We start from the raw sequence: 14,614 nt of genomic DNA, 5'->3' as shown, positions 1-14,614 counted from the left end.
CACGTGTTCGAGACTCACCCGCAAGAGTGACGGAGGGAGTCGAGGGGTTTCCCGCGCCCCGCCCGGATCAGTCCGCCGCGAACCCGCGCGCCAACCGCGCGAACCCCGCGTCGAGGTGGTCGTGCAGGTCCGCCTCCTGATCGGCCCGGTGCCAGCACTGGATCGCCACCCGCAGCGCGGTCACCGCGGTCGCCGCCAGCAACCGCACGTAGGCGTCGTCCTGCGCCTCGCCGACGCGGCGGGACAGCCCGTCGGCCAGCGCCAGTTCCAGGTCCCGCGAGGCCAGCGCCACCCGGCTCACCAGCTCCGGGTGGTCGCGCAGCACCAGCGCCTGGTCGCGCCACGTGGGGGCGGCCATCGCGGTGTCGATCGCCTCGCCGAGCACGACGTGCACCACGCGCAGCAGCGGCTCCGCGCTCGGCCGGTCCACGACGCGCTGCGGAGTGCCCGCGATGGTCTGCGGGTCCCACGGGACCAGCACCTCCTCCTTCGCGGCGAAGTAGTTGAAGAAGGTGCGCGGGGAGACCTCGGCGGCGGCGCAGATGTCCTCGACGGTGACCGAGATCGCGCCGTGCTCGCGGAACAGCCGGACCGCGGCCTGCTGCAACGCCTGCCGGGTGGCGCGCTTCTTGCGCTCCCGCAGGCCTTCCGGCGCTGGTGGCGGGGCCTCGCCGGTCGCGTCGGGCGTCGTCGTTCTGGGCATCCTGGGCTACTCCTCGTGGATCCGTCGCGGCGGCCGCACGTCGGACCGACCATCGTAGTGCCGTGGCCGGTGCGGCCGGGTACTCCGCCCCTACCGGACAAAGCGCCACGACTCGGAGGAACTTTGCACTATCTGCATTCTTGCACCGGATGCAGCCACTGATACGCTCCCGGAGCCCGGATCTCCGCGACCTCGCCCGCCGCGCGCGGCGACCCGCACCGCCAGGCCCCTCCGCGGCCCGGCCGGGTCGATCCGCTCCGCGCAGCAGGCCGAGGACCGGGCGTTCCCGGCGGCGGCTCACCGATCCCGATCCGCCACCGGCCCCAGGCGCACGAGCTCACCCGCCCCCGCCTGCACACGACCGTCACCGAGACAAGGAGCAAGTCGTGCCCGAGCAGCAGCCGACATCGCTGGTGCGCACCCTGGCCTCGTCGCTGTGGTTCCCGCTGTTCTTCATCCTCGGCTTCGTGCTGTGCTACCTGCTGCCGTTCCACGCGCCTGCCCCGCACCACGTGCCGGTGGTCGCCGTCGGCGAACAGCTCGCGCAGCAGCTCGACGCGAAGTTCGCCGCGGCGCTGCCCGGCGGCGTGGACGTCACCGCCGTCCCGGACGCCGCCGCCGCGAAGGAGGCCATCACCGACCGCGAGGCCGTCGCCGCCTACGACCCGGCCAGCGGGCAGCTGTTCTACGCCAAGGCCAACGGCGCCGCGCTCGTCCAGTTCCTGCAGCAGATGTTCGCGCCCGTCGCCGCCGCCACCGGGCACGCGCTGACGCCCGTCGACCTGGTGCCCACCGCCGCGGGCGACGTGATGGGCACCGGGCTGTTCTACCTGCTGCTGGCGATGAACATCCCGCCGTACGTGACGGTGATGGTGCTGCTGCGCGCGGAGCTGACCACCCGGCAGAAGCTGCTGTGCCTGGTCGGCGTCGGCGCGTTCGCGGCCGTGGTCTGCTACTCGGCCGGGCGGATCCTGAACGTGATCCCGCCGCACCCGATCGTGCTGCTGCTCGGGTTCATGCTCACCCAGGCGGTCGGCTGGACCACGTTCGGGCTGGTGCCGCTGGTCAAGCAGTTCATCCCAGGGGTGGCGATGTCGCTGTTCGTGCTGCTGAGCATGCCCTCCAGCGGCGGGGCCATCCCGAAGGAGCTGGTACCACCGTTCTTCCAGTTCTTCCACCTGCTGCTGCCGCTGGGGCAGGCGGCCGATTCGATCCGCGGCGTCCTGTACTTCGACGGCGCCCGCTCCTGGCCGGGGATCACCGGGCTCGCCGTCTGGTGCGCGATCGGGGTCGGGCTCACCGCGGCGACCCAGTGGCACGCGAAGCGCAAGCGGGAGAACGATCCGGAGGCCGTGGCCGAGGCGGGCTCCTACGAGCACCGCGACGACGGGGACGCGATCGTGGATCCGACGTTCGAGCCGCCGCGCCCCGCCCACCACCGGACGCTGGCCGGCACGATCCGGCTGGCCGGGGACCTCCCCGCGCGCGGCGCGGTGGTGACGGTGACCGACGCGGCGGGCAACCAGCTGGCGCGGGTCGACGCCGACGTCGAGGGCTGGTACGAGGTGCACGACCTGCCGGACCGGTTCGTCACCGTGGTCGCCGCCGCACCGGGCGCGGCGCCCGCCGCGAGCCGGGTGTCGGTGCCCGCCGGGCGCAGCGAGCACGACTTCGCGCTCACCCCCACCGCCTCCGGAGCACGGCGCTGACGAGCGGGGCGGCCGATCCGCTCGGCCGCCCCTTACCTCTCCGCGGGCCCCGCGCACAAGAAGATCCCGATCACACGATCCGGCGGCGGCGCCCACCTTCCGCCGGAGCAAATCCGCTGATTTGATCTTCCCGGGAAAAAGGCTCCGGATTCCCCGCACCGCGGTGCACCCGACAGCAACCGCACCATGCCAGATTCGTTGGATCCGGAGTACACCGCAGCGGCGCGGCTCGCGTGCACCGGACCCGCTCGACCGGGTCGGTGAACTCGACGTGCGGAGAGGACCCCATGAGCGCATCCGAATCCCCGCTGGTCGAGCGAATGGTCGACACCGACCGCTACCCCCTCGCCGATCCGGGCGGACCCGGCTGGGCCGAGGCCGTCGGCCGGGCCCGGCGGGACCTCGCCGAACACGGGTGCAGCGTGCTCACCGACTTCATCCGCCCGGAACTCCGCGACGAGCTCCGCACCGAGTGCGCCGCCATCGCCCCCGACGCGCACTACGACGTCGAGACCGTCAACGCCTACAACATCGACGTCCGCACCGAACTGCCGCCGGAGCACCCGGGCCGCAAGACCATGCGGCGCGGCAACGCGTTCGTCGCCCGCGACCAGATCCCCTCCGGCGCCATCATCCACCGCCTCTACACCGACGAGCGGTTCCAGCGGTTCCTCGCCGACTGCGTCGGCCTGCCGGTGATCCACCCGCTCGCCGACCCGCTGGCCGGGCTCACCCTCAACGTCGTCAACCCCGGCATGTCGCACCCGTGGCACTTCGACACCAACGAGTTCGCGGTGAGCATGCTGACGCAGGAACCCGAATCCGGCGGTGGTTTCGAGTACTGCCAGGACATCCGCTCCGCCGAGCAGGAGAACTTCGACGACGTGCGGGCCGTGCTGGACGGCGACGGCGAGCACCTGGTGCGCGGGCTCGCGCTGCGGCCCGGCGACCTGCAGCTGTTCAAGGGCCGGTTCTCGCTGCACCGGGTCACCGAGGTCGGCGGCACCCGCGCCCGGCACACCGCGATCTTCGCCTACAGCGAGCGTCCCGGCGTCATCGGCAGCGTCTCCCGCACGAAGCAGATCTTCGGCCGCGTCCTGCCCGAGCACCTGGCGGCCGCGGGCAACGCCGTGCGCGGCGACGCGCTGCTCGACTGACCCCCAGCCGCAGAGGAGCACGCCGGTGCAGTTCGACTCGACCGGGAAGATCACGCTCGACCACATCTACACCCGTCCCGATCCGCGGGACTTCGCGCGCACGCTGCACCCCCTCGACTACCGGATCCCGCAACTGGCCAAGCCGTACTTCGCCAAGTTCCTCGACGAGTACCGGCACACCCGCGGGGTGCCGGTGCCGACCGTCGTGGGCGTCGGCAGCTCGTACGGGGTGAACGCCGCGCTGCTCCGGGCGGACGCGACGCTCGACGAGTTCTACGCCCGCTACACCGGCGACGCCGACGAGCTCGACCACGAGCGGCTGCTGGCCCGCGACCGGGACTGGCTGCGCGCCCGCGGCGAGCGGTGCGAGGCCCGGTTCATCGGGCTGGACACCGCCGGACCGGCGCTGGACTACGGGCTCGCCGCCGGTTACCTCGACGCGGCAGTGCACGCCGACTTCGAGACCCGGGAACCCGATGCGCGGCAACGGGACCTGCTGCACGGCGCCGACCTGGTGATCTCCACCGGCTGCCTCGGCTACGTCGGCGAGCACACCCTGCGCCGCATCGTCGACGCCGCCGGGCCGCGCAAGCCGTGGATGGCGCACTTCGTGCTGCGGATGTTCCCGTACGACGAGATCGCCGCCGCCCTCGCCGAGCTCGGCTACCGCACCACCCGCGTGGCGGACGTGTTCGAGCAACGCCGGTTCGCCTCCCCGCAGGAGCAGCAGCAGATGCTGGCGACGCTCACCGCCGCCGGCGTCGACCCGACCGGACTCGAAGCCGACGGGCGGCTCTACGCCGAGCTCCACCTGTCCCGCCCGCACGACTGACCGCACCACCAGCAAGCCGGACACCGGAAAGCCCGATCGCACTAGGATGACCGTGAACGACGACCACGACTGGTCCACCCGCACCTTCGGCAACGAGGACCGGCTGCCGCGTGTGCCGCTGCCCACCCTGGAGAGCAGCTGCGCCCGCTTCCTGGAGTGGTGCGCCCCGCTGCTCGACGCCGACCAGACCGCCCGCACCGAGCAGGCCGTCGCCGAGTACCTGCGGCCCGACAGCCCGGCCCGCGAACTGCACGCCGAGCTGCGGCGCTTCGACGCCGCCGAGGGCACGCACAGCTGGCTCGACCGGTTCTGGCCGTCGCGCTACCTCGGCAGGCGGGACCGGATCGCGCTCAACGCCAACTTCTTCTTCCTGTTCCAGGACTCCGAGCTGACGCAGGTGCAACGCGCCGCCGGGCTCATCGCGGGCGCCGTCGCGCACAAGCGGGCGGTGGACGCCGAGGAACTGCCGCCGGTGGTCCAGCGCGGCGCCGCCTCCTCCATGGAGCAGCACAAGTACCTGTTCTCCACCATCCGCATCCCCGGGGAGCAGCAGGACACCGTCCGCTCCCCGTACTCGGCCGAGCACCCCGGCCCGTCGGACGCCCGGCACGTCGTGGTGTTCTTCCGCGGCAACGCGTTCCGGCTCGACGTGCTCGCAGCCGACGGCACCCCGCACGACCTGGCCGACCTCGCGACCGGCCTGGAGGCCATCCGCGACGCCGGTTCCCAGCGCGCCCCGGTCGAGACCGCCGTCGGGCACCTGACCACGAAGGCCCGTGCCGACTGGGCGCACACCCGGCAGCGGCTGCTCGAACTGGGCAACGGCGACGCGCTGGAGACCATCGAGTCGGCGCTGTTCTGCCTGTGCCTGGAGGACTTCGCGCCCACCGACGTGCAGGAGGCCTGCGACCAGCTGCTGCACGGCGACAGCGGGAACCGCTGGTTCGACAAGGCCGTGTCGCTGGTGGTGTTCGAGGACGGCCGGGCCGGGATCAACGTGGAGCACTGCGAGCTGGACGGCACCACCATCCTCGCCTTCGTCGACGGGCTGCTGGATTCGACGCCGGAGCAGCACGCGGCGAACGCGGGCGCCCGCGCGCTCGGCGTCCCCGACTTCTCCCGCCTCGACTTCGTCCTCGACGACGCGCTGCGCGCCGAGGTGCGCGACGCGGCGGGCGCGTTCGCCACCTTCGCCGCCGAGACCTCCAACAAGGTCCTCGCCTTCGAGGACTTCGGCTCGGAACGGGCCAAGCGGCTCGGCATGTCCCCCGACGCGTTCGTGCAGCTGGCGTACCAGCTCGCCCACCACCGCACCAAGGGCATCGGCGCCACCTACGAATCCATCGCCACCCGGCAATGGCGGCACGGGCGCACCGAGGCGATGCGGGTCGTCACCCCGCAGGTCGTCGACTTCGTGCGCACCGTCGACGATCCGGACGCCGACGCGGCCGCGAAGACCGCGGCGTTCCGGGCCGCGGCCGAAGCACACGTGGCGCGCGCCAAGCAGTGCCAGGCCGGGGACGCGCCGGAACAGCACCTATGGGAGCTGCAGCTGATCCAGCGCCGCGGTGGCGAGGCGGACGCGGCACCGCTCGCGCTCTACGACTCGCCCGGCTGGACGATCATGCGCGACGACTACCTGAGCACCAGTTCGGCGCCGTCGAAGAACATCCAGCACTTCGGGTTCGGCTCCACCAGCGGCAAGTGCATCGGGGTGGCCTACGTGCTGCTGCCCGACCGGTTGAACATCTACCTGAGCACGCCGCTGGCGGTGTCCGGGGAGATGTACAAGTTCGCCGACCACCTCCGCAACGCCCTACAAGAACTAGAAGACCTACTGATCACCGAGTGATGCCCCCGGATCCGACTGCGAGTCGGGGCAGGTGGCGGAACCTCAGCTGTCTTCTCGCTGCGGGATCGTTTTCACCGGTGGCTCCGCCACAGGAGAAAACGCTGTCCTCGCGAGAAGGCAGCTGAGAACCCGCGGGCGGTCGCGCTGCGTGCTGGGTCGCCGCTCAGCGGCTTCGCCGCTGACGAGCGAAGGACGACGACACGGCTGGACGTGGAAGCGCCCCGGGCGAGCGGGTCGGCCGGGGCGCTTCGGGGCGGGTCAGGATTCGAGGAAGCCGGCTGCGATGAGGGCGTTGCGGACGACGGCGGTCTCGGCCTCGTCGGCCTCCACCAGCGGCAGCCGCGGGCCGCCGACGCGGTGGCCGAGCAGGTTCAGCGCCGCCTTCACCGGGATCGGGTTCGTCGTCACCGACAGCGCCGCGAACAGGTCCTTCAGCGCGGCGTCCAGCTCGGCCCGGTTCTCCGGCTCGTCGATCATCCGCCGCATCTGCGGGCCGGCCACGTGGCTGGCCACCACGATGCCGCCGACGCCGCCCATGTCGAGGGCGCGCGCGAAGGTCTCGTTGTTGCCCGAGTAGACGCCGAGCCCGTCGATCAGCGCCAGGTTGTCGTCGTTGGCCTGCTTCACGTAGTCGACGCGCTCGATCTGGGCGAGCTCGGCGAGCAGGTCGTTCGGCACGTCGATCGCGGTGCGGGACGGGACGTTGTAGAGCACGACCGGCTTGTCGGTGGCCTGCGCGATCTCGGTGTAGTGCCGCACCAGCCCGCGCCGGTTCGGCCGGTTGTAGTACGGCGTCACCGACAGCACGCCGTCCACGCCGAGCTCCGTCACCCGCTCCGTCATCGCGCACGCCTGCGCGGTGTCGTTGGAGCCGGTCGAGCCGAGGATCGTGACGCCCTCGGGCCGTTCGGCGCAGGCGATCTCGACGAGCCGCAGGTGCTCCTCGTTGGTGAGCGTCGCCGCCTCGCCGGTGGTGCCGCAGACCACCACTCCGTCGGAACCGCTGTCGATCACGTGGTGCAGCAGCGCGACGAACGCGTCCTCGTCCACTTTCAGCTCGTCGTCGAACGGGGTGACGATCGCGGTGAGCAGGGTTCCGAGTGTGGTCGTCATGGCGCTGCCTTCCTCAAGTCCGTGTCGTTCGGCCGATCCCGGCGCCGGACCGTCGGAACCGCCCGGCCCGCCCGCATCGCTGCGCGGGGGCGCCGGTTCCGGCGTTCAGGTCTCGACCCACCGTCCCAGGGCGGCGCGTTCCGGGCACTTCGCCGCGGGGACGGGTGTCACCAGCATGAATCATCCGGGGCGGCGCGTTCGACGAGGGTGTGGGCGATGGCGGTTCCTCCGCCGGGGCGCCGGAGTTCCCGGACGATCTCCCGCCGAGCCCCGGGTTTCCGGGCGATCTCCCGCGCACGCGGGACCCGGCCGAAGTGCTCCCGCGCGATCAGCTCCCGGCCTGCTCGCCGGAGCCGTCCTGCTCGGGCGTCCGGTAGAGCGCCGCGTAGCGGGCGCGCTGCTGCTCGCTCATCCACTCGGCGGCCTCCTTGCGGACCCGGCGCGCGGTGCCGAGCGGATAGCCCTGCTTGAACGCGCGGTGCTCGCAGGTGAACTCGGCGTAGGCCATGCCGTACCAGACCGCGAGGATCGCGCCGCCCAGGATCGCCATCGCCTTGATCCACATCGGGCCGGGGACCAGCAGGAACAGCAGCCCCGGGGAGATCTGCACCAGGCTGCGCACCGCGTGGCGCAGCTGCCAGGTGCGAGCGGTGACGTCGTGCAGCACCCACTCGTCGTGCCGCGACGGCAGCTTGCCGCCGAACGCGTACCAGACCCAGCGCACCGGGTCGGGGCGCACCCGCTTCGCCTCGGTCACCGCGAACCGCCTCCCGTTCGGCCGTCCACACCTGGAACGACCACCCGATGTTTAACACGCTAATCATATGCCCGCTATATGTTAACGTGCACCCAGGCCGATCGGAAGGAACGCGATGAGCCCCGTCGAACCGGACCTGGAACTCGGCGACGACCCGCTGGCGCTGGACCGGCAGGTCTGCTTCGCGCTGTCGGTCGCGTCCCGCAGCGTCATCGCGCTGTACCGGCCGCTGCTCGAACCGCTCAACCTCACCCACCCGCAGTACCTGGTGATGCTCGCGCTGTGGGAGGCCGAACCGCGCTCCGTCAAGGACCTCAGCCACACCGTGCAGGCCGAACCGGCGACGTTGTCCCCGCTGCTCAAGCGCCTCGAAGCGGTCGGCTACCTCACGCGCAGCCGCAACGCGGGCGACGAGCGCTCGGTCACCGTCGGCCTCACCCCCGCCGGGCGCGAGCTCCGCGCCGAGGCCGAGAAGATCCCGCAGCAGATCGTCGACCGCCTCGGCCTGCCGCTGAGCACCCTCGAATCGCTGAACACCGCCCTGCGCGAGGTGATGGCCGCCGCCCAGCACGCCAAGGCGGCGCCCCCCGCGCGGTGAGCACCGTCTCCTCCGGGCACCGGAGCGGCGTCCCGGGCGCCGGCGCCTCGCTAGTCTCGCGGGATGAACGCCGCGCCCACCCCGCCCAAGGCCGAACTGCACGTGCACATCGAAGGCACCCTCGAACCCGAGATGGTCTTCGACCTGGCGCGGCGCAACGGCATCGAGCTCCCCCACGAGTCGGTCGCCGACCTGCGGGCGAAGTACCGGTTCAGCGATCTGCAGTCGTTCCTGGACATCTACTACGCGAACATGGCCGTGCTGCGGACCGAGGCCGACTTCCACGACCTGGCCGCCGCCTACCTGGACCGCTGCGCCGAGCAGGGCGTGCGGCACGCGGAGATCTTCTTCGACCCGCAGGCGCACCTCAAGCGCGGCGTGCCGATGGAGACCGTGATCGGCGGGCTGCACTCGGCGCTGACCAGCAGCGACGTGTCGGCCTCGCTGATCCTCTGCTTCCTGCGCGACGAGTCCGCCGAATCGGCGGCCGAGGCGCTGCGGCTGGCCGAACCGTTCCTGGACCGCATCGTCGGGGTCGGCCTCGACTCGGCCGAGGTGGGGCACCCGCCGTCGAAGTTCACCGAGGTGTTCGCCCGGGCCCGCGAACTGGGCCTGCGCGCGGTCGCGCACGCCGGTGAGGAGGGGCCGCCGGAGTACGTGCGGGAGGCGCTGGACCTGCTGGGCGTGCAGCGCGTCGACCACGGCATCCGCGCGCTGGAGGACCCGGAGCTGGTGGAACGGCTGCGCCGGGAGCGGATCCCGCTGACGGTGTGCCCGCTGTCCAACGTGCGGCTCGGCGCGTTCGCGGAGCTCAGCGGGCACACGCTGCCCGAGCTGCTGGCGCGGGGGCTGCTGGTGACGGTGAACTCGGACGACCCGGCCTACTTCGGCGGGTACGTGGACGAGAACTTCGACGCGGTGCGCCGCGAGCTGGGGCTGAGCACCGAGCAGCTGCGGGAGCTGGCGGCGAACTCGTTCCGCGCGGCGTTCCTCGACGAGCGGCGCCGGGACGAGTTCCTCGCCGAAGTGGCGGCCTGGACGCCCTGACCCGGGACGGGGGCCGGCCTCCCGGAGGAGGTCCGGGCACCGCCGCGCTCCGATCACCCCGAGCCGGGCTCGGGCGACCTCCGGGGCGCGCTCACCGCGGCGGGGCGAGCACGACGGCCGAGTTGTGCCCGCCCATGCCGATGGAGGACTTCAGGGTGAGCCCGCCGTCGAACGGCGTCGGACCGTCCAGCAGCCGCGGATCGCCCGCCGCGTGCCGCGGCGCGGCCGGGACGAGGCCGTGCCGGTGGCCCAGCGCGGTGGCCGCCACCTCGACCGCCGACGCCGCTCCCTGGCAGTGCCCGGCGAGCGGCTTCACCGAGAAGATCTCGGTGTCCGCGCCCAGCAGTTCCGCGCAGAACCGCGCTTCGGCGCGGTCGCATTGCGCGGTGCCGGGGCCGTGCGCGTTGAGGTAGCGGATGTCGCCGCCCGCCACCCCGGCGTTGTCCAGCGCGTCCCGCACGCAGCGGGTCACCTCCGCCAGGTTCGGCTCGATCGAGGTGACGTGGTGCGCGTCGTGCGACATGGCGCCGCCGAGCACCCGCGCGTAGGCGTCGGGAAGGCCGCGGGACAGCACCATGCCGACCGAGGCCTCGCCCATGACGAATCCGCGGCTGCCTTCCTGGAACGGGCGGCAGGCGTCGAACGGATCGGTATCGGTGACCACGACGCCGAGCCGTTCGAAGTGCAGCACGTTCTCCGGGCTCGCCGACAGGTCGGTGGCCACGAAGACCACGTCGTCGACGATCCCGGCGTCCAGCCACGCCTTGGCGGTGAGCATCCCGGCGTTCCCCGACGCGCACATGGCGGAAACGTTCATGGCGGGTCCGTGGAATCCGAATTCCTTCATGAACGTCGACATCGGGGTGGAGGGCATCAGCGCCAGGTATTCGCGAACCGAGACCTGGCCGCCGCGGGACTGGTAGAACTCCCGCCACAGATCCACTTCACCGAGCACCACGGCGTGCAGCAGGCCGACCCGGCGGCCGGGTTTCCAGCCGCGTTCGCCGGCGTCCGCGATCGCTTCGCGGGCCGCCGAGCGCATCGCCCTGGCGAAGCGGCTCGGCCCGTCCGCGGGGTCGCCGCCGTCGGGCACGCGCGCGACCCAGGCGGTGCGGTCCTGGTCGGGCCCGTACCCGTCGACGAGGGTGGCGGCGAGCTTCGAGGCGGCCAGGCCGTCCCAGAGCTCGGCGCGACCCCAGCCGTAGCCGGTCACCGCGCCGATGCCGCCGATTTCGATTGCAGAGCGCTGCGGGTTCATCTGCTTCTCCTTCTCGCTTTCCGATCAATCGATTCCGCGTTCGCCGCACGAGTCGCGGCGAAGCGCGTTCGGAGCCGCCGCGAATCGCCCGCCGGGACCGGTGTCGTGAATCTCGCGGTACCGGCGGGAGAGGCGGATCACCGAGTCGGAGATCGAGCTACGCGCAGTCACTTGGTGCACCGCACCTACCAGCTCGATCCTCTTTAGAGTGAAACGAGAAGGCGGTCCTCGAAAACCATTAGTGTTTTTGAACTCGAATGACCACGCGAACGGGCCAACAGATCACTACTGACAACCCGCGGCGGATCACCTGCCGTGTTCGCCGCCGATCCGGCGCGGGCTTATGATCAGCGGGCTCCTCGGACGCACCCGCCACTCAGGACGGTTCACGAGCAGCGCACATGGGAAACTACGAGCATCCGGTCGGGGGCCTACGCCTCGCGGGGAGAAGGGGAGGGCGCTTCGCTGTTCGAGAGCGGAACGACATGGCGTGGACGGCGGTGGAGCGGTTGCGCAGTACGTGCACAAGATCTGTCTCCTGGATGATCGATGGTTGACCCGGTGGTCTCGCACTCGAAGAACTCCGAGCTGGACCGCGAGTTCCTCGACCTCGCGCTGGCCGCCAGCGGCGCGGTCCGCTGGTCGCTGCGCCTCGACGACGACGGTCTCGTCTGGACCTCCGGCATGGACGCGCTGCTGGGCCTGCCCGGGGCCGACGAGGACTCGCTGCGCGCCCGGCTGCGCGAACTCCTCGAACCGATCGCGCTGTCCGCCCGCACCGCCGCCGAATGGCACGACCTGGACCTCGAACAGCGCCTGCCCGCCTCGGACGGCGGCACCCGCTTCGTGCACTTCCACGCGCGGCGCCACCGCGAGGAGGGCGAGGCCGAACGGCTCATCGGCGTCGCGGCCGACGTCACGCGCGTGCACCAGGACCGGCAGACCCTCACCGACCTCGCCGACCGGTACCGGCTGCTGGTCGAGCTGAGCCCGGACGCGATCTGCGTGCACCAGGACGGCGTGGTCCGCTACGCGAACTCGGCGACGCTGGGCATCCTCGGCACCGACAGCACCGACCGGGTGGTCGGTCGCGCCATCACCGATTTCGTGGAAGCCGACTCGGTGCCGATGATGCGGGCGCGGCTGCGGACCTTGACGTTCCCCGGCGCGCGGACCAAACCGGCCGAGGCCGCGCTGCACCGGTTCGACGGCAGCCGCGCCCCCGTCGAGGTCGTCTCGGTGCTCACCACCTGGGAAGGCCGTCCCGCGCTGCAGGTCATCCTGCGCGACATCACCGACAAGAAGGCCGCCGAGACGAGCCTGCGCTACCAGGCGGCGCTGGTGCAGCACGTCAGCAACGCCATCATCGCCACCGACCGGGACTCGCTGGTCACCAGCTGGAACCCGGCCGCCGAAGCGGTCTACGGGATCTCGGCGGACCAGGCCATGGGCCGCCCGGTGGACGAACTGGTCGGCGCCCGGCTGAGCCCGGCGGAACTGCTCGCCGCCGGCGGGGTCACCGAGGCGCTGCACCGGCGCGGCGACGGCAACGCGCTCATCGTGCGGGTCACCGTCTCCGAGATGGACGACGGCTACGTGCTGGTGTGCGCCGACGAGACGGCCCGCCGCCGCGCCGAGCGGACCTTCGCCACCGTCATCGACGCGCTCGACGAAGGCGTGCTGGTGGTCGCCCCCACCGGGATCATCGAATCGGCCAACCCGGCGGCGCAGCGCATCCTCGGCGCCCGGCCGAGCGAACTGGTCGGCATGGACTCCGAGTGGTGGCCGATGTTCGACGAGAACGGCGACCGCGCCAGCGGCGACACCCGGCCGTCCACAGTCACGCTGCGCACGGGGAAACCGGTGAACTCGCAGGTGATGCGGGTGCAGCGGGACGACGGCGAGAGCGTGTGGCTCGCGATGTCCTCCCGCGCGCTGAACCCCGACGATCGGCCGCCGCACCGGGTGCTGGTGTCGTTCAGCGACATCACCGAGAGCCTCGCCGCCCGCGAACGGCTGGAGCACGAGGCCACCCACGACCCGCTGACCGGGCTCGCCAACCGCACGCTGGTGCTGCGCCACCTGGACTCGGCGGTGAACTCGCCGGACCGCACCGAGCCGCTGGCGGTGCTGTTCGTCGACCTGGACAACTTCAAGATCGTCAACGATTCGCTGGGGCACGGCGTCGGCGACGAGGTGCTGCGCAACATCGGGCAGCGGCTGGTGCGCGCCACCAGCGACCGGGAGCTCGTCGGCAGGCTCGGCGGCGACGAGTTCGTGGTCGCCACCCAGGACTCGCCGGACCACGACGACCTGCGCGCCCGCGCGGACGAACTGCTGCGCACCCTCACCGAACCGACACACGTGGACGGCATCCGGCTGCACGTGGACGCCAGCGTCGGCATCGTCGTGTCCCGGCCCGGCGACACCCGCTCCGCCCAGGACCTGCTGCGCGACGCGGACGTGGCGATGTACCGGGCGAAAGCGCAGGGCCGCGGCCGGTACGCGTTCTTCGACGTGGAGCTCCGGGAACGCGTGCAGCGGCACATGCTGCTGGAGCAGGAGCTGCGCCACGCCGTGCCGCGCGGCCAGCTGTGGGTGGCCTACCAGCCGGTGGTGGAGCTGGCGTCCGAGCGCATCGTCGGCGCCGAAGCTCTGCTGCGCTGGACCCACCCGGAGCACGGTGCCGTCTCCCCCGCCGAGTTCATCCCGCTCGCCGAGGAGAGCGACCTGATCAACGAGGTCGGCGGGTTCATGCTCCGCACCGCGACCCGCGAGTTCGCCGAGCTGCGGCGGGAGCACGGCGCGGAACTGCAGATCAACGCGAACCTCTCCCCCCGCCAGCTCGGCGACCCGCGGCTGCACGACACGGTGCGGGCCGCGCTCGGCGACGCCGGGCTGCCCGCGGGCTCGCTGTGCCTGGAGGTCACCGAGAACGCGCTGATGCTGGACGCGACCTCGGCGGTGCGGATGCTGCGCGGGATGCGGAAGCTGGGCGTGTTCCTGGCGATCGACGACTTCGGCACCGGCTACTCCTCGCTGGCGCAGCTGCGGCGGCTGCCGCTGGACACGCTCAAGATCGACCGGTCGTTCGTGGCCGAGCTCAGCGATTCCGACGACGTGCAGGCGATCGTCACCAGCATCGTGGCGATGGCGCACGCGGTGGGGCTCACCGTGGTCGCCGAGGGCGTGGAGACCGCGGAGCAGCTGGACATCCTGCGGCGCATCGGCTGCGACCACGGCCAGGGCTTCTACTTCGGCAAACCGGCCCCGCTGGCCGACTTCGCCTCCCTCCGCGGCATCGCCGCGCCCTGACGGGCGCCGTTGCCCGGCTCCCGCCGCGGGTTCGCCGCTGACGGGGGAACGACGAGATCCGCCGCGCGAGCCCGATCCCGCGAGGCGCGGAGGGGCGGTGTTCGCGGCCGCGCCAAGGGTTGCGATCAGGTAGATGCGAAACCTCGGCGCGGGGGGGGGGGGGGGGGGGGGGGGGGGGGGGGGGGGGGGGGGGGGGCGCCCGGCTGTCCGTCGAGGTCGCCGACGGCTCGATGACGATCACCGCCACGAACACCGGCGATGACCTCACGGCCG

The 14,614-nt window shown here is 72.1% G+C and carries 11 protein-coding genes; 7 read left to right on the top strand and 4 right to left on the bottom strand.

The window, feature by feature from the left end:
• Positions 1-67: 67 nt before the first annotated feature.
• Positions 68-703 (bottom strand): TetR/AcrR family transcriptional regulator, encoded by a 636-nt coding sequence (locus LCD35_RS00055; RefSeq protein WP_224957559.1) that lies wholly within the window; start codon positions 701-703, stop codon positions 68-70.
• A gap of 386 nt (positions 704-1,089) precedes the next feature.
• On the opposite strand from LCD35_RS00055, the gene LCD35_RS00050 reads away from it, so the two are divergent.
• The 4 genes from LCD35_RS00050 to LCD35_RS00035 all read left to right on the top strand — a co-directional run bounded on the left by LCD35_RS00050 (position 1,090) and on the right by LCD35_RS00035 (position 6,253).
• Complete coding sequence (locus LCD35_RS00050) at positions 1,090-2,412, top strand: ABC transporter permease (protein ID WP_225043529.1); 1,323 nt, start codon at positions 1,090-1,092, stop codon at positions 2,410-2,412.
• Between the two features lie 287 nt (positions 2,413-2,699).
• The gene (locus LCD35_RS00045; RefSeq protein ID WP_224957557.1) at positions 2,700-3,569 is read left to right on the top strand and encodes an arpA protein; all 870 of its coding nucleotides are present in this window, start codon (positions 2,700-2,702) and stop codon (positions 3,567-3,569) included.
• Between the two features lie 25 nt (positions 3,570-3,594).
• Entirely contained in the window at positions 3,595-4,401 is an 807-nt protein-coding gene (locus LCD35_RS00040; protein WP_224965792.1) for a class I SAM-dependent methyltransferase, read from the top strand.
• 46 nt (positions 4,402-4,447) lie between these two features.
• Complete coding sequence (locus tag LCD35_RS00035) at positions 4,448-6,253, top strand: choline/carnitine O-acyltransferase (RefSeq protein WP_225043528.1); 1,806 nt, start codon at positions 4,448-4,450, stop codon at positions 6,251-6,253.
• A gap of 258 nt (positions 6,254-6,511) precedes the next feature.
• Here the strand turns inward: LCD35_RS00035 and dapA are convergent, their stop codons facing one another.
• Together dapA and LCD35_RS00025 are read right to left on the bottom strand one after the other, a co-directional pair.
• Positions 6,512-7,366: a 4-hydroxy-tetrahydrodipicolinate synthase gene (gene dapA, locus LCD35_RS00030; protein WP_224957554.1), complete on the bottom strand. Its 855-nt coding sequence runs from the start codon at positions 7,364-7,366 to the stop codon at positions 6,512-6,514.
• 328 nt (positions 7,367-7,694) lie between these two features.
• On the bottom strand, positions 7,695-8,123 hold the full coding sequence (locus LCD35_RS00025) for a DUF5313 family protein (RefSeq protein WP_224957553.1): 429 nt from the start codon (positions 8,121-8,123) through the stop codon (positions 7,695-7,697).
• Positions 8,124-8,238: 115 nt separating this feature from the next.
• Between LCD35_RS00025 and LCD35_RS00020 the strand changes: the two genes are divergently transcribed.
• Both LCD35_RS00020 and LCD35_RS00015 read left to right on the top strand, forming a co-directional pair.
• Complete coding sequence (locus LCD35_RS00020; protein WP_224957552.1) at positions 8,239-8,721, top strand: MarR family winged helix-turn-helix transcriptional regulator; 483 nt, start codon at positions 8,239-8,241, stop codon at positions 8,719-8,721.
• A gap of 63 nt (positions 8,722-8,784) precedes the next feature.
• Positions 8,785-9,768: an adenosine deaminase gene (locus tag LCD35_RS00015; RefSeq protein WP_225043527.1), complete on the top strand. Its 984-nt coding sequence runs from the start codon at positions 8,785-8,787 to the stop codon at positions 9,766-9,768.
• A 91-nt stretch (positions 9,769-9,859) separates the two neighbouring features.
• Here LCD35_RS00015 and LCD35_RS00010 read toward each other — a convergent pair whose 3' ends face one another.
• Entirely contained in the window at positions 9,860-11,026 is a 1,167-nt protein-coding gene (locus LCD35_RS00010) for a beta-ketoacyl synthase N-terminal-like domain-containing protein (RefSeq protein ID WP_224957548.1), read from the bottom strand.
• A gap of 549 nt (positions 11,027-11,575) precedes the next feature.
• Here LCD35_RS00010 and LCD35_RS00005 point away from each other — a divergent pair.
• Positions 11,576-14,341, top strand: a complete 2,766-nt coding sequence (locus LCD35_RS00005; RefSeq protein ID WP_224965791.1) for an EAL domain-containing protein — start codon at positions 11,576-11,578, stop codon at positions 14,339-14,341.
• Positions 14,342-14,614: the final 273 nt, after the last annotated feature.

Origin of the sequence: Saccharopolyspora sp. 6V, assembly GCF_020176785.1 — a bacterium.
Classification (GTDB): Bacteria; Actinomycetota; Actinomycetes; order Mycobacteriales; family Pseudonocardiaceae; genus Saccharopolyspora_C; species Saccharopolyspora_C gregorii.
The sequence above is the reverse complement of the archived record's forward strand: the minus strand, read 5'-3'. Positions and strand labels throughout refer to the sequence as shown.